This window comes from Shewanella sp. GutCb (assembly GCF_002836135.1).
Lineage (GTDB): Bacteria > Pseudomonadota > Gammaproteobacteria > Enterobacterales > Shewanellaceae > Shewanella.
Window position 1 is genome coordinate 289,682 of sequence record NZ_PJBL01000002.1, and the last position, 22,024, is coordinate 311,705.

Consider the following 22,024-nt stretch of genomic DNA (forward strand, 5'->3'; position numbering starts at 1 on the left):
AGAGCTATGGGGTTATTAACGCTAAGATTTTTACAAAAGGGCCTATTCAGTCGCCCCTTATCCATTCAAATATGAACTTGTTTTTTGGTATTTTCAAGGAAATATTAGCAGTTATTGACTATATTTATCTAAGTGATCAAATAAAAAGCGAACAGATTCAGAGACCCTACAAAACGTGATTCAGATCACAACTTTCATTAGCCAGATTGTTAGTCTGAATTCAAGGAAACAACAAAAGGTTCGAAATATGATAAAGATTACTAGCAAGCACTTTGAAGTTACTGAATCTATCCGCGAACGTATTGAGGCAAGACTAGAGAAATTAGCACGACATGATGTGCAGCTTATTAATCCACACGTCATCATAATACAGGAGAAACAAGGTTTTAAGATTGAAGCTACCGTCGGCATTCCAAATGCCAAGTTATTTGCCCAGGCGAAACATGAAGACCTATACGCAGCAATCACTGCAATGGGACAAAAGCTGGAGAAACAGCTCAATCGCCTAACACATAAACCAGAAAGCCAACGTCACGCCACACTTAAAAGAGAAGATGATGCGATCGATGACGGCTTTGACTACAGCCATGAGGAGGAATACGCAGCTTGATATTATTATTAATTTTTGTCCAAAAGCGCACCTCGAGTGCGCTTTTTATTACAAAATTTTCAAATTGACTAAGTTTTGATTGACAGAAAACCGACTCCGCTTTAGTTTAATTCTATGAAAAAAATCCAGACTGCCTTTTTTACTTTCTTTTTTATGCCCCCCACCCTCGGAGGCGGAATTTCGGTGTAAAAACGAAAGTAAAAATTCCAAAGCCTCCCACATGGGAGGCTTTTTTAATTCTAAGCGCGCTAAATAAGATGTAGAGGCCCAAATGAGCAAACCACAACCTTTAAACCACACTCGAGAGCAAATCACGACTCTCGACAATGACCTTTTGGCTTTATTGGCAAAACGCCGAGAGTTAAGTTTAGATGTTGCTCGCAGTAAAGAAGTGGATGTAAGGCCTATACGTGATACCACCCGTGAAAAAGAACTGCTCGCACGCCTCGTTAAACAAGGCAGAGAACAGGGGTTAGATGCACACTATGTGATTTCGTTATATCAAAGCATTATTGAAGACTCTGTACTTAACCAACAAGCCTACCTCCATGGCCGTGCGAACCCTGAAACACAGCAACAGCAGTATTGTGTCGCCTACCTTGGCGCCCGGGGCTCTTATTCATACCTAGCCGCCAGCCGTTATTGCGACAGACGCCAGGTCGAAATGCAAGACTTGGGTTGCCAAAGCTTTGATGAGATTGTTCAAGCTGTTGAATCAGGCCATGCTGATTATGGTTTCTTACCGATTGAAAACACCTCATCAGGCTCAATCAACGAAGTTTATGATGTACTGCAACATACAAGCCTCGCGATTGTCGGTGAAACCACAATCGAAGTGGGTCACTGTTTATTGGCTAATAGCGGCAGTAATATCAATGATATTAAAACGGTTTATGCTCACCCACAGCCGATCAGCCAGTGCAGTCGATATCTAAGCCAACATGGTGACTTCAAGTTAGAGTATTGCTCAAGCAGTGCCGAAGCGATGCAGATGGTGTGCAACGCAGAGAGTAATAGTGTTGCGGCGATTGGCAGCAGTGAAGGCGGCGCGTTATACCAACTCGAAGCTATCGATACCGGTTTAGCCAATCAAAAAATTAACCAAAGCCGTTTTATTGTGGTCGCACGAAAAGCAGTTGATGTGCCCGAACAGCTACCCGCAAAATGCACACTCATTATGGCCACAGGGCAAAAGCCTGGTGCCTTGGTTGAAGCGCTACTCGTTTTAAAAGCCAGAAATCTGAATATGAGTAAGCTTGAATCTCGCCCTATCCCAGGTACTCCTTGGGAGGAGATGTTCTACCTTGATATCGACGCCAATCTTTCTAGTGAACCTATGCAAGCTGCATTGAAAGAGTTAGAAAGAACCACAAGATTTATCAAAGTGCTAGGTTGCTATCCATGCGAAACGGTCAATCCAACGCAGTTAAGCAATAGCCAGTTGATGATTGAACCAATCACCTCTAAATCAATCACGACACCAAGCTCTGCAAGCAGTAAACAGAAGCGTTACAGTAAAGCTTATAAAACAACGGCGACCGAAATAATCTGCGGTCAACTTAGCATAGGTAATAATCAGTCCGGTGCGATTGCTCAACTGCAATTGCCGTTTGAAATCAGCCAATTTGAGCAGCGTGCTAAAGCACTCAAAGAATCTGGCTTTCAAGCCGTTGTGATCCAGGGATTGAGCCAGCAAAGTGATTTGCTAACCTCACTCAACAAGTTCAAACATACATTGGATCAGTTTGGGCTGGTGTGTATCTTAATGGTTGAACATGAAACTGACTTAGCCATTGCTGCACAGCTGGGTGATGTGATTATGTTGTCAGGTACACAAATGTACAACCAAGCCATATTAACTCAACTGGGTTCACTGTTACTGCCTGTGATATTGGAGCGTAACACCATGGCAAGTGTCGATGACTTCCTTAATGCTGCAGAAGTGGTATTAAGTCAAGGGAATCAGCAGCTGGTATTGTGTGAGTCGGGTGTCAGCACACTAAACAATTCAGGTAAGCCGTCTCTCGATTTAGCCGCCTTGGTTGAGCTAAAAAATGCCAGTCATTTACCAGTGTTAGTCAACCCTTGCTATGCAGTTGATACGCTACAATTACCCAGTTTTACCAAAGCCATTAAGCAATTGGGTGGTGATGGTATCGTCGTTAATATTGCCAATATAGAACAAGTTGGTACGAGTAAAGAGCAACAAACATTGCTTAATGACCTCCTTAACAACTTATATCGATAATCTATAGCGATTAGCCTAATAGAGCGGCCGCCAGCAACAATTGGCGGTCGTTATCAAACTCTATATTAAACGCTATTTTAATTAATCAGCCCCCTTCTCAGCCTCTTCAGCATTACACTTATCAATTAAGCTCGGGATTGTCGTTCCCTGTACCAAGATAGAAAAAACCACTACCGCGTAAGTCATTACCATTAATAAGTCTCGTAAATCGATAGCGTTTCCATCGGCTAACATTATCCCTGTCGGTAAGCTCATCGCCATCGCTAAGGCTAGACCGCCCCGCAGCCCTCCCCAAATAAGAACTCGCTCCGCATAAGAGTTGTAGCGCTTAAAATGACGAAAGCCAAAATAGGGTAAGTAGATACTGACTGCACGCCCTAATAATACGATAGGTACTGAGAGCAACATAAACCACCAAAGTTCGGCGTCAAAATTGATCAGCAGCAATAACAGACCCAACAGTAAGAATAATAGCGAGTTGAAGAAAGATTCAATCAGCCCCCAAAAGCTCCCTAACGTTGCACATTCGGACTCTTTTAGTAATTTAGGTATGCTGATATTGCCCGCGATGATCCCAGCCGTTACCATCGCTAGAGGCCCTGAGACACCAATCATATCCGCAACCACATACCCTGCAGTAGGGATCAGCAGTGTCATCAATAAATACTGCGTGCGATCTTCCGCAAAGCTCAACATTAAATGTAATCCGCCCGCCAGCAAAGTCCCATACAGTACCCCACCAACCGCTTCCTGCAAAAACAGTCCTGTAATACCCGCCATCGTTAAGGGTTCAGTAGAAAAGGCAACTTGTGAAATAGCAACAAAGATAACCAAACCGATACCATCATTAAATAATGACTCACCTTCAACTTGGGTAGCAATATCTTCTGGAGCGCCGAGTTGCTTAATAATGGCTAATACCGCGATTGGATCTGTTGGAGAAATAAGCGCGCCAAATAATAAGCAATAACTCAATGCAAGGGGTAAACCTAATAAGCCTGCGACTATGTACAGCACGCCGCCAATGACCACTGTCGATATTAAGGTACCAATAAATGCCAGAATGAATATTTCCCATTTCTGCTGTTTGAGCACATTCAATTTAATTTGTAAGGCGCCTGCAAAAAGTAAAAAACCTAACATTCCGTTTAACAGTAATGCTTTAAAGTCCAACTGTTCAAGATCTGTCACTAAACTCGAATAAACAGAGACTCCAAAAATCTTACCTGCGGCCAATATTAGGAGGCTAAGAAGCAGCGCAAGTGCTGTAATAGTGATGGTATCTTGCCAGCGGTGTAAGCGTGAAGAGATCAGCGATACCACTAATGACAATGCAGATAAAAGGCAAAGGATTTCGTAACTAGTCACGGCAGTACTCGTCAATGTAAGCGGAAAAATGGTTCAAGAGGGGACTAAATACAACGACCTTCGATTAAACTTAGCCAGCCTTTAAAAATACGACCACTAAACCAAACCGCACCAGCGACATAAAGTGTGGCACTTAACCAAGGTTGATTGCTTAAGTAGCCGACTAACATAAACAGCAGCATGCAGATAATCGACCAACGTTGCCATCTAAGATGTGACACAAGGACTGAACTTAGGGTGTTTTGACGCTGATTTAAGTTAATAAACAAACTCAATGCAGCTGGGAGTAACAGAATAGGAAAGCAGGCCATAAGCCCATACAGCATATGAGCAAGGCTTTTATCTTCTAGAGGTAAAGCTTCAGAATGCGTTGTTGATGTCATAGCCACTCCGCCAAGAAAGAAAAGACAGGCGCAAATTCCATCACGTCCTGTCATTAACCTTACTTTCTCATGGTGAGTTACGCAACTTTCACGCTGATTTATTTCAAATTTATTAACAAAAAATATAGCCTCTAAAGCTACAGCTCTAATGTCACATTTGACTTCAACTTCGTTGAACAAGCCAGAACATAACCTTGTGCTATTTCATCTGACGTCAATGACATTTGGCTAGAAGATTCAGTTTCACCTTCTACGACCTTACATTTACAAGCACCGCAAACACCAGAGCGACAAGCCGCAATGATAGGCAGTCCCTCAGCTTCAACGCCATCAAGTATTGTTTGTCCGCTGGTAAGTGAGCGTGTTCTATCGCCAACTCGCAGCATAAAGCCACTCGCATCGTCGCTCGAGGTGCTCTCTTTTGCTGCTGCTAGCTCGCCTAAGTCGCCTTTGAATGAACCAAAACTTTCTTGATGAAATTGCGCCATATTAAAATTAAGTGATTCAAGCAAGGCTTTTACCGCCGCCATGTATTGCTCTGGTCCACAAACAAACACGGTTCTAGATTGAAAATCTGGCACTAAGCGTTGCAAGTTATCGGCTGATAATCGGCCGGCCAGCGCGTCAACATGGGCACAAGGCTCAGCGTCAACATTTTCTAAAATATAGTTGAGCTTAAATTGACGACTGCGCTCGGCAATTTGCTCAAGTGAATCTTTAAAAATAAGGTCTTGAGTTGATTTTGCGCTGTGTAAAAAACAAACATCAGGGCTAATTTGAGTATCGGCTAACCATCGAGACATCGAGTACATCGGCGTAATGCCGCAGCCTGCGCTTAAAAACAGGTAGTTTTCAGCTTCGATATCAATAAGATTAAATGCGCCATCAGGCCCAAGTGCACGCACAACATGGCCAATGTCTAAATTATTAGCCAAGTAATTGGACACTTTGCCGCCATCGATCTGCTTGATCGTCAGCACCACAGAAAATGGACGTGAAGGTGATGAGCTTATCGTATAGCTACGACCAATTTTCTCGCCATCAATCTCTAATAATAATGTTAAAAATTGTCCTGGTTTAAAGTGGAACTTTACCGGCTTGATACCTTGAAAGCGAAAACTAACGACATCGTGAGTCTCGTTCCACTTTTCAACACACACTAACTGATGCTCGCCTGCTTGCCACTGCTTAGCTTCAAACTGCTCTGTCGCCGGCACATTTATATTATTAGCCATATCACTCTAACCTAGATGTTAAAAATATTTCTGACATAAAAATGGCCACATATGAGTGGCCATTATTACTTACTCATCACCAACTAAACAGGCGTTTAAGCTACGTTTAGAATGCGATTAAGATCCGCTTCAACTGTTGTCGTTGTACGCAGTCCAAACTTCTCTTCTAATACATTAGCCAAGTTTGCGGTTAGGAACGCTGGCGCTGTAGGGCCAGTCAAAATGTCCTTTACACCCAGTGAGAGTAGAGTAAGCAGCACTACAATCGCTTTTTGCTCAAACCAAGACAGTACTAGCGTCAATGGCAATTCATTGATATCGCATTCAAATGCTTCAGACAACGCAATCGCAAGTTGGATAGCCGAGTAAGCATCGTTACACTGGCCAACGTCCAATAGACGAGGGATACCGTTGATGTCACCAAACTCAAGTTTGTTGAACTTATACTTACCACAACCTAGCGTCAGGATGACTGAATCAGCCGGCGCTTGAGTCGCGATATCAGTAAAGTATCCACGCTCTTCTTTGTCGCCGTCACAACCGCCGACTAAGAAGAAATGCTTAATAGCACCACTCTTAACATTCTCAATCACTGTAGGCGCTGCAGCCATAAGTGCGTTACGAGCGAAACCTATAGTGATTAGATGGGGGATCTCATCATAGGCGAAGCCTTCTAAAGACTCAGCTTTAGCAATAACAGCACTAAAATCGTCACCAACAATATGACTAACACCAGGCCAACCCACAATGCTACGGGTGAAGATTCGGTCTGAATAATCGCCCACATTAGGATCGATTATGCAGTTAGACGTCATTACGACAGCACCAGGGAAGTTTGAAAATTCTTTTTGCTGGTTCTGCCATGCACTGCCGTAGTTACCGACAAGGTGTGGGAATTTCTTAAGTTCTGGGTAAGCAAGTGCAGGCAACATTTCACCGTGTGTGAATACGTTAATGCCTTTACCTTCAGTTTGTTGCAAGATAAGCTCTAGATCTTTCATGTCATGACCCGACACTAAGATAGCCTTACCTTTTATAGATTTGGTGTTCACTTGAGTTGGCTCTGGATGACCAAATGAGTGAGTTTCGCCTTCATCTAACATCGCCATTACGCGATAGTTAAGTTGACCAATCTGCATCGCAGTGTCAAACAGCTTGTCACCATCAACAGAGTCTTCACCTAGGAATGCCATAATCTCGTGGAACTCACCAGCAACTTCATCGTTGGTTTGGTCAAGTACTCGAGCATGCTCCATATATGCAGCAGCGCCTTTAAGGCCATATAAACAAAGTAAACGTAGTCCCATGATGTCTTCATGAACTTCGTCTTTTCCACGGTTAGGCGCAGCTTGTGAAGCTTGAGATAGCATCTCTGGCTTAGTAGCACCTAATACTAGCTGCATCGTTGCCGTTGGCGCTTTAGCTTCAATATTCAGTTCAGCACATTTAGTTTCATAAGCTGTTTGTAAACGGCTACGGAAAGCGTTTGCTTGCGTGGTGTATCCAATAATACGGTCATCATCGAAGTTAACGTTAGTTAGCGTTGCAAAAAACGCCTTAGGTACAAACGTATCGATTTCGTGATCGATAACACCGACTTCACGAGCACGTACAGCATATGCTGACACGCCTTGAAGAATGTAGATTAGAAGATCTTGTAGATCAGATGTATCTGACGACTTGCCACACATACCTTGAGTGTAACTACAGCCATTGCCCGCAGGCGTTCTAATTGTTTGCTCACATTGAATACAAAACACGACGTTTACTCCTAATACCTAATACATGCATTTAGATTGCATCTTTTGAAATTAGTGTACGCCGATTAAGAAATTGCAAAAGTACTTTCTATGGTTAATGGTTAAAACTATGAATGAGATCACCTTAAGCTGTCGCTAATTTTAACTAATTGGTCAAAATGTGCAGGATATTGATACGGGCTAAAAATCGCACTGATAATGCTATTTATTCTCATTGGCTTTTGGGGTGGTTTTGACCATAAAAAAGGAGCCTAAGCTCCTTTAATATTGATATGACATCCGCTCAAATCACCCTAATCGGTTTTCATATCATTGACCGATTGCAACATCGCTCTACTTTCTCTTTGGAACTGTGGTGCAAAATCACCAAACCACTGCGCCACTTGTTCGAACTGTTTAACAAACGCTTCTCGGTTACCTGACTTTAATACCGACAAGGCTTGAGAGTAGTTTTCGAGGTAATCGCTAATCGCCACCAAACTGTCCTCTTGAGCAAAAATAATATCTGCATATAATTCAGGACTCTGGGCAAATAAACGCCCTACCATAGCCAGCTCTAGACGGTATATTGGTGAGCTAAACTGCAGCAGAGATTCAATATCAGCCTCCTCTTTATAGAGGTTAAGCCCGTAAACAAAAGAGGAGAAGTGTCGCATTGCCTGCACGAGTTGCATCGCTTTATCATGCTTCTCTGGTTCGGCTTCAACGATACGCGCACCCCAGATCTCAATCTGCTCGATCAACCATTGGTATTGAGATTGGTCACGGCCATGACACACCACGACCACCTGCTTTGCTAAACTGCCCACATCAGGCCCAAACATCGGGTGCAAGCCTAAAACAGGGCCTGAGTGCGCTGCTAACATGGCTTCAACAGGTGCGGTTTTAATCGAGGTTAAGTCAGCAAGAATACAGTGGCTTGGTAATTGCGTTAGTTTGCTGGCAATCAACTCACAAGTGATGTTAATCGGCACAGTCACAATAACCAGCCCTGCTCCGTCAAAAATCGTCTGACTATTAACCCAATCATCTTTATCTAAAGATTTAACTTCATATCCTGACAGGGTCAGCATTTGCGAAAATAAGCCGCCCAGCTTGCCTTCACCGCCAACAATCACCACATGGCCGAGATCAGGATTAACCTGCTTAAATCCAACGTCCTTCTCGTTAAGATAAGACTCGCGCATTAGACGCCTTAAAATATCTTCAATTAACTGTGGCTCTACATTTATCGCTTTTGCTTCGCCGCGACGCTTTGCCAGCATTGACGCTTCACGTTGAGGAGCATAAATCGGGAGGCCAGCACCGTGCTTAACAGCACCCACTTGTGCCACTAGATCTAACCGTTTTCTCAGCAGGTGGAGTAATTGTTGGTCAACGCCATCAATTAAGTCTCTCAGGTTTTCAAGCTCTGCAGTGGTCTTCTCGTTCATCACTCTCTCTTCCATCAGCCGTTCGCAACGTTCAGCATATCAAACCTTGTTGGTAATACTGAAGCTAAGTCTGCAGCGCCAGTGCGTAATAATGCTTCTGTTGATTGCCAATCGATACAAGCATCTGTCACCGAGACACCATAAGCTAATTCGTTTAACGGTAAGTTGCTGCTTTGCTTACCCGCATTAAGGTGACTCTCTAGCATCACCCCAATAATAGACTGGTTACCATTAACGATTTGGCGGAACACATCTTCACACACAGGTACTTGCTTGTTGTGATCTTTTGATGAATTACCATGACTGCAATCCACAATTAGGCGCGCGTTCAATTTAGCGGCATGCAGTTGCTTCTCACACTCAGCGACGCTATCCGCATCGTAATTTGGCGCTTTACCCCCGCGTAAAATCACATGACCGTCTGGATTGCCAGCCGTTTGCAGTAAGGCAACTTGACCTTTTTGGTTAATCCCCATAAAACGATGGCTACTCGCAGCAGATTCAAGCGCATTGATTGCTACTCCAAGTTTTCCGTCAGTACCATTTTTAAAGCCGACAGGCATAGAGAGTCCTGATGCCATCTCGCGGTGAGTCTGCGATTCAGTGGTACGAGCTCCAATCGCTGACCAAGTGATCAGTTCCGACATGTACTGTGGACTAATGGGATCAAGCGCTTCAGTGGCGACAGGAAGTCCAAGCTCAGCCAGCCAAATCATCAATTCGCGTGCCTTACGTAATCCTTTATCAACGTTAAACGACTCATTCATATCAGGGTCGTTAATCATGCCTTTCCAGCCCACGGTAGTACGCGGCTTTTCGAAGTAAACGCGCATCAACACATAGAATTGGTCGCCTAACGCATCATGTAGCTTTTTCAGCTTAAGTGCGTACTCTTTCGCAGCATCGATATCGTGAATAGAGCAAGGTCCGGAGATCACCAAGACTCGATTATCTCGCTTATGCACGATGTCAGATACCGTTTTACGGGCCTTAAGGACATATTGGCTAGCATGAGCAGACAAGGGGAGATCGCGCTTTAACTCCTCTGGAGTCACCAACACTTTCTCTGAACTAATATGGATATTATTTATCGTATCTTGCTGCATGCTTATCACCTGATTTAAGTGTTAACTGGCTAATAATTTGCGGCATTGTCGCCTCAATTAACAGTTAATCTTACTAAATTATACGTAATTGCGTAATGCTACACCATTACACCTTGAGAGCACTATGCCTGTCCGTCTGATTAAGATCAAGTAGCAAGTGCAGTAAATGAATAATTTTGTGCTTACAGCCGGTTTTACTAAGCTCAATTAATTAAACAGATTAGCTGAGGAATCTAGGTGCAAGTATATGAAGAGAGATTTATGCGAGTAGGAGATGAAGTGTAATAGGTAAACTAAAGTGACTTTTTACTGAATCGCAGCTCACAAAAAACCGCCATATAGGCGGTCTCTCGTGCGAACACTGCATCTTTTTTATAACTAGGGACTAAATTACTTAGTTCCGAGCTTCTCACGGATACGTGCAGACTTACCTGAACGTTCACGTAGATAGTAAAGCTTAGCACGACGAACACGGCCGCGACGCTTAACTTCGATGCTAGAGATGATTGGGCTGTGAGTCTGGAACGCACGCTCAACACCTTCACCATTAGAGATTTTACGTACTGTGAATGCAGAGTGAACGCCGCGATTACGCTTAGCGATTACAACGCCTTCGAACGCCTGTAGACGCTCTTTACCGCCTTCTACAACACGTACTTTAACAACTACTGTATCACCGGCACCAAATTCTGGTACGTCGGTTTTCATTTGCTCTTCGTTGAGCATTTTGATGATGTTATTCATTAAATAAACTCCATTCTAGTAATAACTGCGCTTCGACTAATCATCTTGTTTGATGCTGTCTACAAATTCAGCTAAAAGCTGCTTTTGTTCGCCAGTCAGAGCTAGATTTTCAAGTAATTCTGGTCGTCTTAACAAAGTTCTACTGAGACTTTGTTGCAGACGCCAGCGTCTAATATGTTCGTGGTTTCCACTTAACAATACGGCTGGAACATCCAGACCATCCATACTTTCAGGACGCGTATAGTGGGGACAATCCAGTAAACCGTCAGAGAAGGAATCCTGCTCTGCCGAAGCCTTTTTTCCTAGCACGCCAGGAACCAGCCTCGATACTGAATCAATCAAAGTCATCGCTGGTATTTCACCGCCCGAAAGCACGTAATCTCCAATCGACCACTCTTCATCCACTTCAGTTTGAATAATGCGTTCATCGACACCTTCGTATCGTCCACACACTAAAATCAAACTGGATGACTTTGCTAACTCTTCAACGCCTTGCTGTGTAAGCTTACGGCCTTGAGGAGAAAGGTAGATCACCTTTGCCTCTTTTCCAGCTGCAGCTTTTGCTGCATGGATGGCATCGCGTAGAGGTTGCACCATCATTAACATGCCAGGGCCACCACCGTATGGGCGGTCATCCACTGTATTATGTTTATCATGGGTGAAATCACGAGGATTCCACGTTTGCATCTCTAGCAAACCCTTGCTAACTGCACGACCCGTTACGCCAAAGTCTGTTACGGCACGAAACATCTCCGGAAACAGGGTTACTACCCCTAACCACATCTGCTGTACCTCGACTTAAAAGTCCGGATCCCAATCCACTAAAATCTGTTTTGCCGTCAAATCCACCTTTAGGATGAACTGTTCGGTAACAAAGGGAACCATTCGTTCCGCTTTGCCAAAGCCATCTTTCGCGTTAGCCTTAACAAGAAGTACGTCATTTGATCCTGTTTCCACGATCTCCTGCACTTTACCCATGTTATAGCCTTTGGTATTAACCACTTCACATCCGATAAGATCTCGCCAGTAGAATTCATCTTCTGGCAAAACGTTCATCTGTTCAGCGGGTACGGCAATCTCACAATTTGTAAGTGCCTGAGCCTGATCCCGTGTTTCTACGCCTTCAAGACAAGCGACAACCGCTTTACCTTGCATGCGCCACTGGAGGACTTTAACCTCGCGCCATTCACCTTGCTCTTTTAACAACCAAGGAGAATAATCAAAAATACCTTCAACAGAATCGGTATAGGTAGTGATCTTCAACCAACCTTTAATGCCATGACTTGAACCTAATTTACCAAGTACGACGGGTTCTTGTTTACTGCTCATCAATCTATACCTTAACGCTATTAAGCAGCTGCTTTACGAGCGTCTTTGATCAATTTTGCTACACGATCAGATGTAGCAGCACCGTTAGCAACCCAATGCTCAACACGGTCAAGATCTAAGCGTAAAGCTTCTTCTTGGCCACGAGCTAATGGGTTAAAAAAGCCAACACGCTCAATGAAACGACCGTCACGGGCGTTACGGCTGTCAGCAACAACGATGTTATAAAATGGACGCTTTTTTGCGCCGCCACGAGCTAAACGAATGGTAACCATGCGTTTTGTATCCTCTAATGATTTGCTTTTTATCAAGCAAAAATAAAAACTGAAACTCCGTGTTCGCGGAGAGCCCCAGATAGAAAGCTGGCAGATATTACCTGACTGACCAGCGAATGCAACCGTAATCGACGTTTATTACGCCAAAAACGATTCACAGGCTAGAATGAAAACTCACCCTAGCCTGTAAAATTAGATACGGAACAATTAATAATAGACTAGCGTCCAGGCATTTTCATGCCCGGTGGTAACATACCGCTCATACCGCGCATCATCTTTTTCATGCCGCCTTTAGCCGACATTTTCTTCATCATTTTCTGCATTTGCGTAAACTGTTTAAGCAAACGGTTTACGTCTTGAATTTGTGTACCAGAACCCATCGCAATGCGGCGTTTACGTGAACCCTTAATAATATCAGGGCGCTGACGCTCACCTTTCGTCATTGAATTAATAATGGCTTCCATTTGGCCGGTCATTTTACCGTCTTGAACTTGAGCAAGCGCTTCTGGTGGTAACTGACCCACGCCAGGAAGCTTCTCAATCATGTTCATCATGCCGCCCATGTTCTTCATTTGCAGCAGCTGTTCGCGGAAATCTTCTAGATCGAAGTTACCGCCTTTCTTTACTTTTGCCGCAAGCTTCATCGCCTTGTCTTGGTCGACACCGCGCTCAACTTCTTCTATAAGCGACAATACATCGCCCATACCAAGAATACGTGAAGCAATTCTGTCAGGATGGAAAGCTTCTAGTGCGTCGGTTTTCTCACCCACACCCAAGAACTTAATTGGCTTACCGGTAATATGGCGAATCGACAGTGCAGCACCGCCTCGTGCATCACCATCAACCTTGGTCAATACGACACCCGTAAGAGGCAATGCTTCGTTAAAGGCTTTGGCCGTAGTTGCCGCATCTTGACCTGTCATGGCATCAACCACAAACAAGGTTTCGACTGGATTAACGGTAGCGTGAAGCTCTTTAATCTCATCCATCATGGCTTCATCAACATGCAAACGACCTGCAGTATCGACAATAACAACATCAATGAACTTAAGCTTAGCGTGCGCAATGGCTGCTTTAGCAATATCAACCGGTTTTTGGCTGACATCTGATGGGAAGAACTCGACTTCCACTTCTGCCGCTAACGTTTCGAGCTGCTTGATTGCAGCAGGACGATATACATCGGCACTCACAACCAGAACAGATTTCTTTTCGCGCTCGCGTAAGAACTTAGAAAGTTTCGCGACACTGGTGGTTTTACCCGCACCTTGCAGGCCGGCCATCATTATCACTGCTGGCGGTTGAGCTGACAGGTTCAAAGCTTCATTAGCTTCACCCATCGAATTTTCTAGCTCACTTTGAACAATCTTAATAAACGCCTGGCCGGGACTTAGGCTTTTGGATACCTCTTGTCCGACAGCGCGCTCTTTTACGCTATTAACAAAGTCACGTACAACTGGTAAGGCAACGTCGGCCTCAAGTAGCGCCATGCGAACTTCGCGCAAGGTTTCCTTAACGTTCTCTTCCGTTAAGCGACCACGGCCGCTGATATTTTTCAGCGTACGTGACAGTCTGTCAGTTAAGTTCTCAAACATTATCCAGTTCTTACCGTTTAAAATTGATATTGATGGCCCGTATTATAGCGATGCCCAGATATTATGCTACTCAATGCACCAAGTAACTTGGTTTACATTTGCCCCTAGAGGCAACATTTTGCGAAAAAACCGACCTAAGACATATAATCCACTCAATTATGCACCGAATGCCACTGCCCACTAACCCGAGCTCATGTTACTCTAATGGCTAGCGTTGTACGCGATTTCCGTGATTAAAACCGAGTGCGTTTAGAATGGAAACACAGCGCGTTACGATTTGTGATTCAGTAATTTAACTTCTGCATGAATCAGGTTAATATAAATGTCGTTTAGTCTGCTTTAACTTTTTGGCTCAGCCAACAAGTTAATAAAACAATAGTCAACAAAACAATAGGTTAATACTCAATGGTTATTTTTTCAGCGTCAGCCATGTTTTTTTACAGTATTGCTTTGATACTCGTCGCGACTCGTCTTTTTCACGCAGACGGACCCAACCGAAAATTAGTTGCGGGTGTCGCAGCCATTGGTGTTGTTTTACACGCGGCAGCGCTATCGCAAGCTATTTTTACGGGTAATGGACAAAACTTTAGCCTGACCAATGTCATCTCAATGGTGAATTGGATCATCGCCTTTAGTTTCACCGTCTTAATGTTCCGTCTTAAAGTCATCGTCGTTGTGCCTGTGGTATATGCCTGTTCGGTGATCTCGGTTGCCCTTTTATGGCTAGTACCACCAGAGTATATTACGCACTTTGACATCCACCCAGATGTACTCGTGCACGTAGTGCTGTCATTAATGGCCTACAGTGCCTTAATGATTGCGGCGTTATATGCCATCCAGTTAGCGATTATTCAGCGTCGACTCAAGAATAAAAAGCTCATTATGACATCAACAATGCCGCCTCTGATGACCGTTGAAAAACAGCTGTATCATCTTGTTATTGTCGGCGTAATTTTATTGAGCTTAGCGCTTGCGACTGGTTTTATCTTCCTCGATGATATGTTTGAAGAAGGCAAAGGTCACAAAGCGATTCTGTCTATCCTGGCTTGGTGCGTCTACATTGGTATGTTAGCCCAGCAATATTGGGTGGGTTGTAAAATTAGAACTGCCGTTGCCTATACCCTAACAGGGGGAGTGTTGTTGACGCTCGCGTACTTTGGTGCCCGCATCGTTAAAGAGTTAATCCTCAGCTAATTCTCATCTTAGTCAACTTTGGCTCAATCAGTTCAGCATTGAGCCAAACTTGACATGCTTTCGAAATATCTGTAATTACTAATTTTTACAGCTTTTATTTATCCACTGCGGAGCTCCAACTTTTGGACGAAATATCCACTGGCGTACTATTGTCTGTTCTGTGCGTCTTAATTCTACTTTCAGCCTATTTCTCAGGGTCTGAAACCGCGATGATGACCTTAAACCGATATCGTCTACGCCATCTAGCATCTAGCGGCCATAAAGGGGCGATTCGAGCCACTAAGCTGTTGGAGCGGCCGGATCGGCTGATTGGCCTTATTCTCATTGGCAACAACCTCGTCAATATCCTAGCCTCATCCATTGCAACGATTATAGGCCTCCGCCTATTTGGTGATGTTGGTATTGCCATCTCTACCGGTGTATTAACATTAGTGGTACTGGTTTTTGCCGAAGTCACCCCCAAAACATTTGCTGCATTGCACCCAGAACGTATCGCTTTTCCATCAAGCTTTATATTACAGTTCTTACTCATCGTGCTGTCACCATTTGTAAAAATCGTTAATGGCATCACCTCTGGAGTGCTCAAACTCGCGGGCATCAACTCGACAAAAACCTCAGACGCATTAAGCCAAGAAGAGCTGCGCACTGTTGTGCACGAAGCTGGTGCATTGATCCCAAGGCGACATCAAGAGATGCTATTGTCGATCATGGATTTAGAGAAGGTGACGGTAGAAGATGTCATGGTGCCGCGCTCAGACTTATATGCCATCAACATCAATGACGAATTTAAGAGCATTAATAAACAGGTCATTCAGAGCCCACATACTCGCGTTCTACTCTACCGCGACACAGTCGATGACGCTGTCGGCTTTGTTCATTTGCGTGATGCATTACGATTGCAGTCTAAAGAGCAGTTCAGCAAATCTTCATTACTGCGCGCCGTAAAAGAGTTGTACTTTATTCCTGAAGGCACCCCCCTCAACGTACAACTGAGCAACTTTCAGCAAAACAAAGAACGTATTGGTCTCGTCGTTGATGAGTATGGCGACATTCAAGGACTCGTTACTTTAGAGGATATTCTCGAAGAGATTGTAGGTGACTACACCACATCGATGCTTGCCACCCCGAGTGAAGATATTTGCGAACAACAAGATGGCAGTTTTCTTATTGAAGCCACCATCAACATCCGTGAATTGAATAAAGAGATGGAATGGCACTTTCCGATTGACGGCCCTAAAACCCTCAATGGTTTGATATTAGAGCATCTTGAAGAGATCCCAACAGTAAAAACCAGCATGCGTATTGCTGGTTACCCCATTGAAGTCATCAAACTGGGTGATAACATGGTCAAGACAGTGCGGGTGCTACCTCAGCATTATGAGCAACCCAAACATTAACCACTAAATCCCCCTAAAAACGCTAATCATTGATTAGCGTTTTTTTTGTGACGATTGCCGTTATGCTACTTTACCTTTTTTGCCGCTTCAATCGCTCTGCGTTTATCTCGTGCAATAGGGGTTATTTCAGCTAATAAATCTTTTTCTAAACCCAACTTAAAATACACTTCAGCCATCAAAAAGAATGGCCCTATGAGTAATTGATTAAGGTCATCAACAAAAGCGGGTTTAGCTTTCTCATATTTGTGGCCGATAAACTGAATAATCCATCCCACAATAAACGTCGCAATCGCGATATAACCAGCGCCATCATATCGAGCAACGACACTCGAGGTGTAGAGCACTGGAATGATAAACAAGGTTAAGCCGATAGCTAACTTTGCATGCAACATAAAATAGTAAGCTAAAACAATGACTGCAAAAATGGTGGCCACATTAAAGCTAATGGCTGGATCGTCAAACACCACAAAGTTGATTGGAATAAGGTTAAAACCGACAAAAGCGGACCAGATGATAAGCGGTACACCAAAGAAATGCGTCTTTATATTACTCGGATTTAAATGCACGCTTTTATAGGTCGATAACTGCTCAACGGCGGATTTCATCTTAGTGTCTCCATACTTGATCAAGTCTCATTATAGTTATTATTTAACTTATCTTTAACCTAAAGGATTTTACCCTCGATTAATAGAGCAAATATTCAGCCCGGATATCAAGTCTTGGTAAGTTTGCTCTCAAAAAGTGCAGCAAGCCTATTTCCATTGAAGTGATGTACTAAAGATCTCATCGGATGCATTAGTCATCTATCTAAATACACGCCAGTATAAATGTATGTGACTTAGTAAGAGCGTCTTGGGGGAAACCTGCAGGAGAAGCCCGCTCTTTGGCATTAAGCTACCACGGCATATATGAATCTATTCAGATCAGACGAGCAATGTTCCTTGCCCAAGTTTATGATTGAATTCCACGACGTTGGTTAAGCGGAGTTTAATAAGGTTAGCTATCTGTAAGACTGCTGAAATATAACATCAAGAAAAAGCACCACTATCAGCCATACTGCTCAACATAACCAGCGCAGCACCAAATAAGGGGATATTTGCAGCTAGCCCATAACGCCATTTTTTAAATGCGAATTTACCGACGATTAAGCTTGCAATAAATACCGTTACTACCCACAAAACACAAGTGAATAAAAACGCTAACCCCGTAGCAATACCTTCATGATCAATTCTATCGACCTCAATCAGATACATAGGCCCAATTATTTGTAATATTGGTGTGGCGATAATAAACAAACTCAGTATTAATTTATTCTCGATCATTTTTTCTATCCGGGCCTTATTCAATGCATCATCTTGCTAAACAATACTTAGCGCTCAATAATGACCTTGCAACTAAGACTCTAAAATTACCGTTGCTGTGGCATAGTGCTGCTCATCTGCAATAGACAAATGCCCTCTCACGCCACCCAGCTCAGCGAGCCTATCAGCAGCACCCGCAGTAAAAGTGACGATAGGGGCGCCATTATCATTATTGCTGATCGCTATATGTTGAAATGACACACCACGGCCTATGCCAGTTCCTAGTGCTTTGGCTGCGGCTTCTTTCGCAGCAAAGCGCTTAGCCAGATAGCGACCGGGGTTAGATGAATCAACAAACAAGGCATGCTCTGTCGGCGTGAGTACTCTTTTGGCGAGACGGTTATTGTGTAACTCTTGTTCTCCCGCTTTGGGGACTCGCGCTTCGATACGCGCAATCTCAACAATATCTGTACCTAAGCCAACAATCATAAATCCCTCAACACTCGCTGATAGTTAAACAAAAGCCGAGAATAGCTCAGTGCTACGCTCGGCTTTAAAAGCAGCTTTAAAAACCTTTACTCGCCTCGACGACCTTCGACCATTAACTGCTTCATATCACGTACGGCCGTCGCTAATCCATCGATAGCAGCGCGAGCGATAATCGAATGACCGATATTAAGCTCGTAAAGCTCAGGGATCGCGGCAATAGGCTTAACGTTATGGTAATGCAAACCATGACCCGCATTAACCACTAAACCTTTACCATGGGCATAAGTTGCCATCTCGCTGATACGGCTAAGTTCAGTTGCGGTATCGGCATCCGTTAGTGCGTCTGCGTAACAACCCGTATGGATCTCAATCACGGGAGCACCAACGGCAACAGCCGCGTCAATTTGAGTGGTATCTGCATCAATAAACAAAGAGACCTTAATGCCCTCTTGAGTCAAACGTGCTACAGCAGCTGCAATTTTGTCTTGCTGGCCCGCAACATCAAGACCACCTTCGGTTGTAAGCTCCTCACGTTTCTCTGGCACTAGGCAAACGTAAGCAGGCTTAATATCGCAAGCAATATCAAGCATCTCATCGGTGACAGCCATCTCGAAGTTCATGCGCGTCTTTAAGGTTTTCGCTAACGTATATACATCTCTGTCGATGATATGACGGCGATCTTCACGCAAATGGATGGTAATACCTTCAGCGCCAGCATGTTCGGCGACGGCGGCAGCATGAACAGGATCAGGATAGTTTGTACCGCGAGCTTGGCGTAGCGTAGCAATGTGGTCAATGTTAACGCCCAGTAGGATCCGGCTCATGTGTATTCCTTAAATAGACAACAATATAAAAAGGCTATTGTACTGGGAGATTTAACGTTTAGCTAGCGAGGGGCTGGTCGTTACGCCATTGAATTAGCCAAGATTACCCTTTCCGGACAGTGTTGCCTGAATTTGCACGTTTCTTGATAAACAAGCTGCGTGAGTGCAATGGTTTATCGCCCAGGGTAGGTGCTAATAGCTGCCGCATCAGCTTCTTGGCTTCCGTTGAATGTTGGGCTGATAGGGATTGATCCTTGAGCGCGACTAACATTGCGCCGGTAAAGAATTTGTGTTGATTAAACGCTGTCGCAACGACGGGCATAAAGCCATGTTCCATATCCAAACGGTAGAAGCCACTGGCCGTAATGAACGCCCCCGACGGATCATTTTCGAGCGATGGCATCGTGCCTAACTCTTGCAGCAATGCTAATTCAAAATAACGCAACTGGATTTGGTCAAACCCTTTTGCCATTGCGATGAGTGTTTGATGATAATTAAAAAATAGATCCTCGGCACTGTGCTGCACGGTTAGGCAGCGGATAAGCAACTCGTTAAGATAGAGACCTGAATATAAACAATCACCGCTTAACGGCACTGCTGGACTAGCCGCTTCAACTTGCTTTAAATTCTTTAAATCCGACTTGCCCTGTAATTGAAAAATGATTGGCTGGAAGGGCTGCACTATGCTGCGGATTGAATTTTTTGCGCCTCCTAGTCGTGCCACAGCGTCAACACGACCCTTACCATCAACCAATAGATTAACGAGTACACTAGACTCGCGAAAGGGTCGAGTATGAAGAACGTATCCACGCTCCATAATGATTAAATCCTAAAGGGTAAATGCATTAAAACAACAAAACATCATAGCATGTGTCATTTTATCAGTTGTATCGGTTGTATCGGCTTTATCGGCTGTATCGGCTGTATCGGCTGTATCGGCTCTATCGGCTTTACCCGGCTCTATCGGCTTTAACCGACTGTAGAGAGTTAATCACGATTCAATAAGGATAGGTATAAAAATGCCTCTTCTTATTGCTAAAAAGAGGCATTATTGTCAAGCGAAGTAAATGATTACTCGTCGCCGTAACCTAAGCTACGCAATGCGCGTTCATCATCAGCCCAACCTGATTTGACCTTAACCCACATCTCTAAGAAAACCTTATTATCAAACAGGGTTTCCATATCAACACGGGCGGCAGAACTGATGGTCTTAATACGCTCGCCTTTATTACCAATCACCATCCGCTTTTGCGTTTCACGCTCAACCAAGACTAATGCGTTGATCTGGTAAACGCCGTTTTCCATCATCTTAAACTGCTCAATCTCAACCGTACAATCGTAAGGCAGTTCGTCACCTAAAAAACGCATGAGTTTTTCACGAACGATTTCTGATGCCATAAACTTTTGCGAACGGTCCGTCACATAATCTTCAGGGAAGAAATGTGGAGACTCCGGCACAACCTCAACTGACATATCCAAGATACGTTGCACGTTAGTGCCTTGAGTCGCCGATATAGGCAGAATTTCATCAAAATCAAACTTTTTAGCTAACTCTTGCAGATACGGGAACAGTGCTTTTTTATCTTTAATATTATCCACTTTATTGATGGCTAATATTGTTTTACGGCCATCGTCACGGCTCTGTAATTTACGCAGTACCATGTCGTCATCAGCGGTCCAAGTCATGCCGTCCACCACAAAGATAACTAAGGCGACTTCGGCAAGCGAGCTGGCGGCAGCACGGTTCATTAAACGGTTAATGGCGCGCTTCTCTTCCATGTGCAAACCGGGGGTATCAATAAATACCACCTGTCGTGGACCGTCAGTATGAATTCCCATAATACGGTGTCTAGTCGTTTGAGGCTTTTTAGAGGTAATACTGACTTTTTGGCCTAACAGTTTGTTAAGCAAAGTCGATTTACCAACATTTGGTCGCCCTACTATCGCCACCATACCGCAATAAGTCACTGCATACTTAACCGCTGATGAAGGGTTATTCATCTGTGCGAGTAAGTCATCTAAACTCGGCTCATTGCTCTCTGGTAAATCTTTGTTGTTACTCATTTCTTTATTAACTCCAACACTTGAGCGGCTGCACTTTGTTCTGCTTTTCGGCGTGAACTAGCAACCCCAGCAACGGCTTGTTTCAAGTCTTCTACAACACATTCAACGGTAAAGGTTTGCTCGTGAGCATCCCCTTCAGTATGGACGACTTTATAAATAGGCAGTGGTTTTCTGAACTTCTGCAAATGCTCTTGAAGCAAAGTCTTTGGATCTTTCTGGTTAATCGGCTCGATAATGTCCAAACGCGATGCATACCAATTAAGGACTAGCCTTCGGCAATTCTCGATTTCTGAATCAAGATAGATAGCACCAATAATGGCTTCTACCGCATCGGCTAAAATAGATTCTCGTCTAAAACCGCCACTTTTGAGTTCGCCTGGGCCAAGCTTTAGGTAATCGCCGAGCTTAAACTCAATAGCAATCTCTGCGAGCATTTTCCCGCAGACTAATGTCGCTCTCATGCGGCTTAAATCGCCTTCAGTTGCTTTAGGAAACTGATGATATAGCGCATCAGAAATCACAATTGAAAGTATTGAATCACCTAAAAACTCAAGTCGTTCATTATGCTTATTAGACGCACTTCGATGTGTTAGCGCCTGATCTAAGAATGCTTGGTCTGCAAACACATAACCTAAAGTACGGCATAGTCTAGGGATATTTTTAATCGGTTCCATA

The 22,024-nt window shown here is 43.9% G+C and carries 22 protein-coding genes and 1 other annotated feature; of the genes, 4 read left to right on the forward strand and 18 right to left on the reverse strand.

The features are described 5' to 3' along the window. The first annotated feature begins 247 nt into the window (after positions 1 to 247). Together hpf and pheA are read left to right on the forward strand one after the other, a co-directional pair. On the forward strand, positions 248 to 610 hold the full coding sequence (gene hpf / locus CXF86_RS03025; protein WP_101090461.1) for a ribosome hibernation-promoting factor, HPF/YfiA family: 363 nt from the start codon (positions 248 to 250) through the stop codon (positions 608 to 610). 117 nt (positions 611 to 727) lie between these two features. Continuing rightward, positions 728 to 848: a sequence feature (Phe leader region), on the forward strand. Between the two features lie 33 nt (positions 849 to 881). Then, entirely contained in the window at positions 882 to 2,858 is a 1,977-nt protein-coding gene (gene pheA, locus CXF86_RS03030; protein WP_102038311.1) for a prephenate dehydratase, read from the forward strand. Between the two features lie 81 nt (positions 2,859 to 2,939). Here the strand turns inward: pheA and CXF86_RS03035 are convergent, their stop codons facing one another. The 11 genes from CXF86_RS03035 to ffh all read right to left on the reverse strand — a co-directional run bounded on the left by CXF86_RS03035 (position 2,940) and on the right by ffh (position 14,080). Beyond that, a complete protein-coding gene (locus CXF86_RS03035; RefSeq protein ID WP_101090463.1) occupies positions 2,940 to 4,226 on the reverse strand; it encodes a cation:proton antiporter in 1,287 nt (428 codons plus the stop codon). 44 nt (positions 4,227 to 4,270) lie between these two features. Next, positions 4,271 to 4,609, reverse strand: coding sequence for a hypothetical protein (locus tag CXF86_RS03040; RefSeq protein ID WP_101090464.1), 339 nt, complete (start codon positions 4,607 to 4,609; stop codon positions 4,271 to 4,273). A 137-nt stretch (positions 4,610 to 4,746) separates the two neighbouring features. Beyond that, positions 4,747 to 5,844, reverse strand: a complete 1,098-nt coding sequence (locus CXF86_RS03045) for an FAD-binding oxidoreductase (RefSeq protein ID WP_101090465.1) — start codon at positions 5,842 to 5,844, stop codon at positions 4,747 to 4,749. 95 nt (positions 5,845 to 5,939) lie between these two features. Beyond that, the gene (hcp, locus tag CXF86_RS03050) at positions 5,940 to 7,604 is read right to left on the reverse strand and encodes a hydroxylamine reductase (protein ID WP_101090466.1); all 1,665 of its coding nucleotides are present in this window, start codon (positions 7,602 to 7,604) and stop codon (positions 5,940 to 5,942) included. A gap of 293 nt (positions 7,605 to 7,897) precedes the next feature. After that, complete coding sequence (tyrA, locus tag CXF86_RS03055; RefSeq protein ID WP_101090467.1) at positions 7,898 to 9,037, reverse strand: bifunctional chorismate mutase/prephenate dehydrogenase; 1,140 nt, start codon at positions 9,035 to 9,037, stop codon at positions 7,898 to 7,900. Between the two features lie 14 nt (positions 9,038 to 9,051). Beyond that, complete coding sequence (locus CXF86_RS03060) at positions 9,052 to 10,143, reverse strand: 3-deoxy-7-phosphoheptulonate synthase (RefSeq protein ID WP_101090468.1); 1,092 nt, start codon at positions 10,141 to 10,143, stop codon at positions 9,052 to 9,054. Positions 10,144 to 10,533: 390 nt separating this feature from the next. Then, complete coding sequence (gene rplS / locus CXF86_RS03065) at positions 10,534 to 10,887, reverse strand: 50S ribosomal protein L19 (protein WP_101090469.1); 354 nt, start codon at positions 10,885 to 10,887, stop codon at positions 10,534 to 10,536. Between the two features lie 36 nt (positions 10,888 to 10,923). Further along, positions 10,924 to 11,670, reverse strand: a complete 747-nt coding sequence (gene trmD / locus CXF86_RS03070) for a tRNA (guanosine(37)-N1)-methyltransferase TrmD (protein ID WP_101090470.1) — start codon at positions 11,668 to 11,670, stop codon at positions 10,924 to 10,926. Positions 11,671 to 11,685: 15 nt separating this feature from the next. Beyond that, positions 11,686 to 12,216 (reverse strand): ribosome maturation factor RimM, encoded by a 531-nt coding sequence (rimM, locus tag CXF86_RS03075; protein ID WP_101090471.1) that lies wholly within the window; start codon positions 12,214 to 12,216, stop codon positions 11,686 to 11,688. A gap of 20 nt (positions 12,217 to 12,236) precedes the next feature. Further along, the gene (rpsP, locus tag CXF86_RS03080) at positions 12,237 to 12,488 is read right to left on the reverse strand and encodes a 30S ribosomal protein S16 (protein ID WP_101090472.1); all 252 of its coding nucleotides are present in this window, start codon (positions 12,486 to 12,488) and stop codon (positions 12,237 to 12,239) included. A gap of 218 nt (positions 12,489 to 12,706) precedes the next feature. Further along, entirely contained in the window at positions 12,707 to 14,080 is a 1,374-nt protein-coding gene (gene ffh, locus CXF86_RS03085; protein ID WP_101090473.1) for a signal recognition particle protein, read from the reverse strand. A 405-nt stretch (positions 14,081 to 14,485) separates the two neighbouring features. Between ffh and CXF86_RS03090 the strand changes: the two genes are divergently transcribed. Together CXF86_RS03090 and CXF86_RS03095 are read left to right on the forward strand one after the other, a co-directional pair. Next, positions 14,486 to 15,274 (forward strand): cytochrome C assembly family protein, encoded by a 789-nt coding sequence (locus CXF86_RS03090; protein WP_101090474.1) that lies wholly within the window; start codon positions 14,486 to 14,488, stop codon positions 15,272 to 15,274. A gap of 122 nt (positions 15,275 to 15,396) precedes the next feature. Beyond that, positions 15,397 to 16,671, forward strand: a complete 1,275-nt coding sequence (locus tag CXF86_RS03095; RefSeq protein ID WP_101090475.1) for an HlyC/CorC family transporter — start codon at positions 15,397 to 15,399, stop codon at positions 16,669 to 16,671. A 65-nt stretch (positions 16,672 to 16,736) separates the two neighbouring features. On the opposite strand, the gene CXF86_RS03100 is transcribed toward CXF86_RS03095, so the two are convergent. From CXF86_RS03100 to rnc, 7 genes are all read right to left on the reverse strand, one after another. Beyond that, the gene (locus CXF86_RS03100) at positions 16,737 to 17,276 is read right to left on the reverse strand and encodes an Mpo1 family 2-hydroxy fatty acid dioxygenase (protein WP_102038312.1); all 540 of its coding nucleotides are present in this window, start codon (positions 17,274 to 17,276) and stop codon (positions 16,737 to 16,739) included. Positions 17,277 to 17,699: 423 nt separating this feature from the next. After that, positions 17,700 to 17,993 carry a hypothetical protein gene (locus CXF86_RS03105; RefSeq protein ID WP_257982772.1) on the reverse strand — a complete coding sequence of 98 codons (294 nt, stop codon included), beginning with the start codon at positions 17,991 to 17,993 and terminating at the stop codon, positions 17,700 to 17,702. 72 nt (positions 17,994 to 18,065) lie between these two features. Beyond that, positions 18,066 to 18,461 (reverse strand): holo-ACP synthase, encoded by a 396-nt coding sequence (acpS, locus tag CXF86_RS03110; protein ID WP_101090477.1) that lies wholly within the window; start codon positions 18,459 to 18,461, stop codon positions 18,066 to 18,068. Between the two features lie 86 nt (positions 18,462 to 18,547). Then, positions 18,548 to 19,285 carry a pyridoxine 5'-phosphate synthase gene (gene pdxJ, locus CXF86_RS03115; RefSeq protein ID WP_101090478.1) on the reverse strand — a complete coding sequence of 246 codons (738 nt, stop codon included), beginning with the start codon at positions 19,283 to 19,285 and terminating at the stop codon, positions 18,548 to 18,550. A gap of 103 nt (positions 19,286 to 19,388) precedes the next feature. Continuing rightward, positions 19,389 to 20,102: a DNA repair protein RecO gene (gene recO, locus CXF86_RS03120; RefSeq protein ID WP_101090479.1), complete on the reverse strand. Its 714-nt coding sequence runs from the start codon at positions 20,100 to 20,102 to the stop codon at positions 19,389 to 19,391. Positions 20,103 to 20,356: 254 nt separating this feature from the next. Next, on the reverse strand, positions 20,357 to 21,349 hold the full coding sequence (gene era, locus CXF86_RS03125) for a GTPase Era (RefSeq protein WP_101090481.1): 993 nt from the start codon (positions 21,347 to 21,349) through the stop codon (positions 20,357 to 20,359). Beyond that, positions 21,346 to 22,023 (reverse strand): ribonuclease III, encoded by a 678-nt coding sequence (rnc, locus tag CXF86_RS03130; RefSeq protein WP_101090482.1) that lies wholly within the window; start codon positions 22,021 to 22,023, stop codon positions 21,346 to 21,348. Before rnc ends, era begins: the two co-directional genes overlap by 4 nt. Position 22,024: the final 1 nt, after the last annotated feature.

Excerpts from the sequence above, each read along its gene's own strand:
- hpf (WP_101090461.1), top strand. The coding sequence starts at position 248 with ATGATAAAGATTACTAGCAAGCACTTTGAAGTTACTGAATCTATCCGC.
- pheA (WP_102038311.1), top strand. The coding sequence starts at position 882 with ATGAGCAAACCACAACCTTTAAACCACACTCGAGAGCAAATCACGACT.
- CXF86_RS03040 (WP_101090464.1), bottom strand. The coding sequence starts at position 4,609 with ATGACATCAACAACGCATTCTGAAGCTTTACCTCTAGAAGATAAAAGC.
- CXF86_RS03045 (WP_101090465.1), bottom strand. The coding sequence starts at position 5,844 with ATGGCTAATAATATAAATGTGCCGGCGACAGAGCAGTTTGAAGCTAAG.
- tyrA (WP_101090467.1), bottom strand. The coding sequence starts at position 9,037 with ATGAACGAGAAGACCACTGCAGAGCTTGAAAACCTGAGAGACTTAATT.
- CXF86_RS03060 (WP_101090468.1), bottom strand. The coding sequence starts at position 10,143 with ATGCAGCAAGATACGATAAATAATATCCATATTAGTTCAGAGAAAGTG.
- rplS (WP_101090469.1), bottom strand. The coding sequence starts at position 10,887 with ATGAATAACATCATCAAAATGCTCAACGAAGAGCAAATGAAAACCGAC.
- trmD (WP_101090470.1), bottom strand. The coding sequence starts at position 11,670 with ATGTGGTTAGGGGTAGTAACCCTGTTTCCGGAGATGTTTCGTGCCGTA.
- rimM (WP_101090471.1), bottom strand. The coding sequence starts at position 12,216 with ATGAGCAGTAAACAAGAACCCGTCGTACTTGGTAAATTAGGTTCAAGT.
- rpsP (WP_101090472.1), bottom strand. The coding sequence starts at position 12,488 with ATGGTTACCATTCGTTTAGCTCGTGGCGGCGCAAAAAAGCGTCCATTT.
- ffh (WP_101090473.1), bottom strand. The coding sequence starts at position 14,080 with ATGTTTGAGAACTTAACTGACAGACTGTCACGTACGCTGAAAAATATC.
- CXF86_RS03090 (WP_101090474.1), top strand. The coding sequence starts at position 14,486 with ATGGTTATTTTTTCAGCGTCAGCCATGTTTTTTTACAGTATTGCTTTG.
- CXF86_RS03100 (WP_102038312.1), bottom strand. The coding sequence starts at position 17,276 with ATGAAATCCGCCGTTGAGCAGTTATCGACCTATAAAAGCGTGCATTTA.
- CXF86_RS03105 (WP_257982772.1), bottom strand. The coding sequence starts at position 17,993 with ATGATCGAGAATAAATTAATACTGAGTTTGTTTATTATCGCCACACCA.
- acpS (WP_101090477.1), bottom strand. The coding sequence starts at position 18,461 with ATGATTGTTGGCTTAGGTACAGATATTGTTGAGATTGCGCGTATCGAA.
- pdxJ (WP_101090478.1), bottom strand. The coding sequence starts at position 19,285 with ATGAGCCGGATCCTACTGGGCGTTAACATTGACCACATTGCTACGCTA.
- recO (WP_101090479.1), bottom strand. The coding sequence starts at position 20,102 with ATGGAGCGTGGATACGTTCTTCATACTCGACCCTTTCGCGAGTCTAGT.
- era (WP_101090481.1), bottom strand. The coding sequence starts at position 21,349 with ATGAGTAACAACAAAGATTTACCAGAGAGCAATGAGCCGAGTTTAGAT.
- rnc (WP_101090482.1), bottom strand. The coding sequence starts at position 22,023 with ATGGAACCGATTAAAAATATCCCTAGACTATGCCGTACTTTAGGTTAT.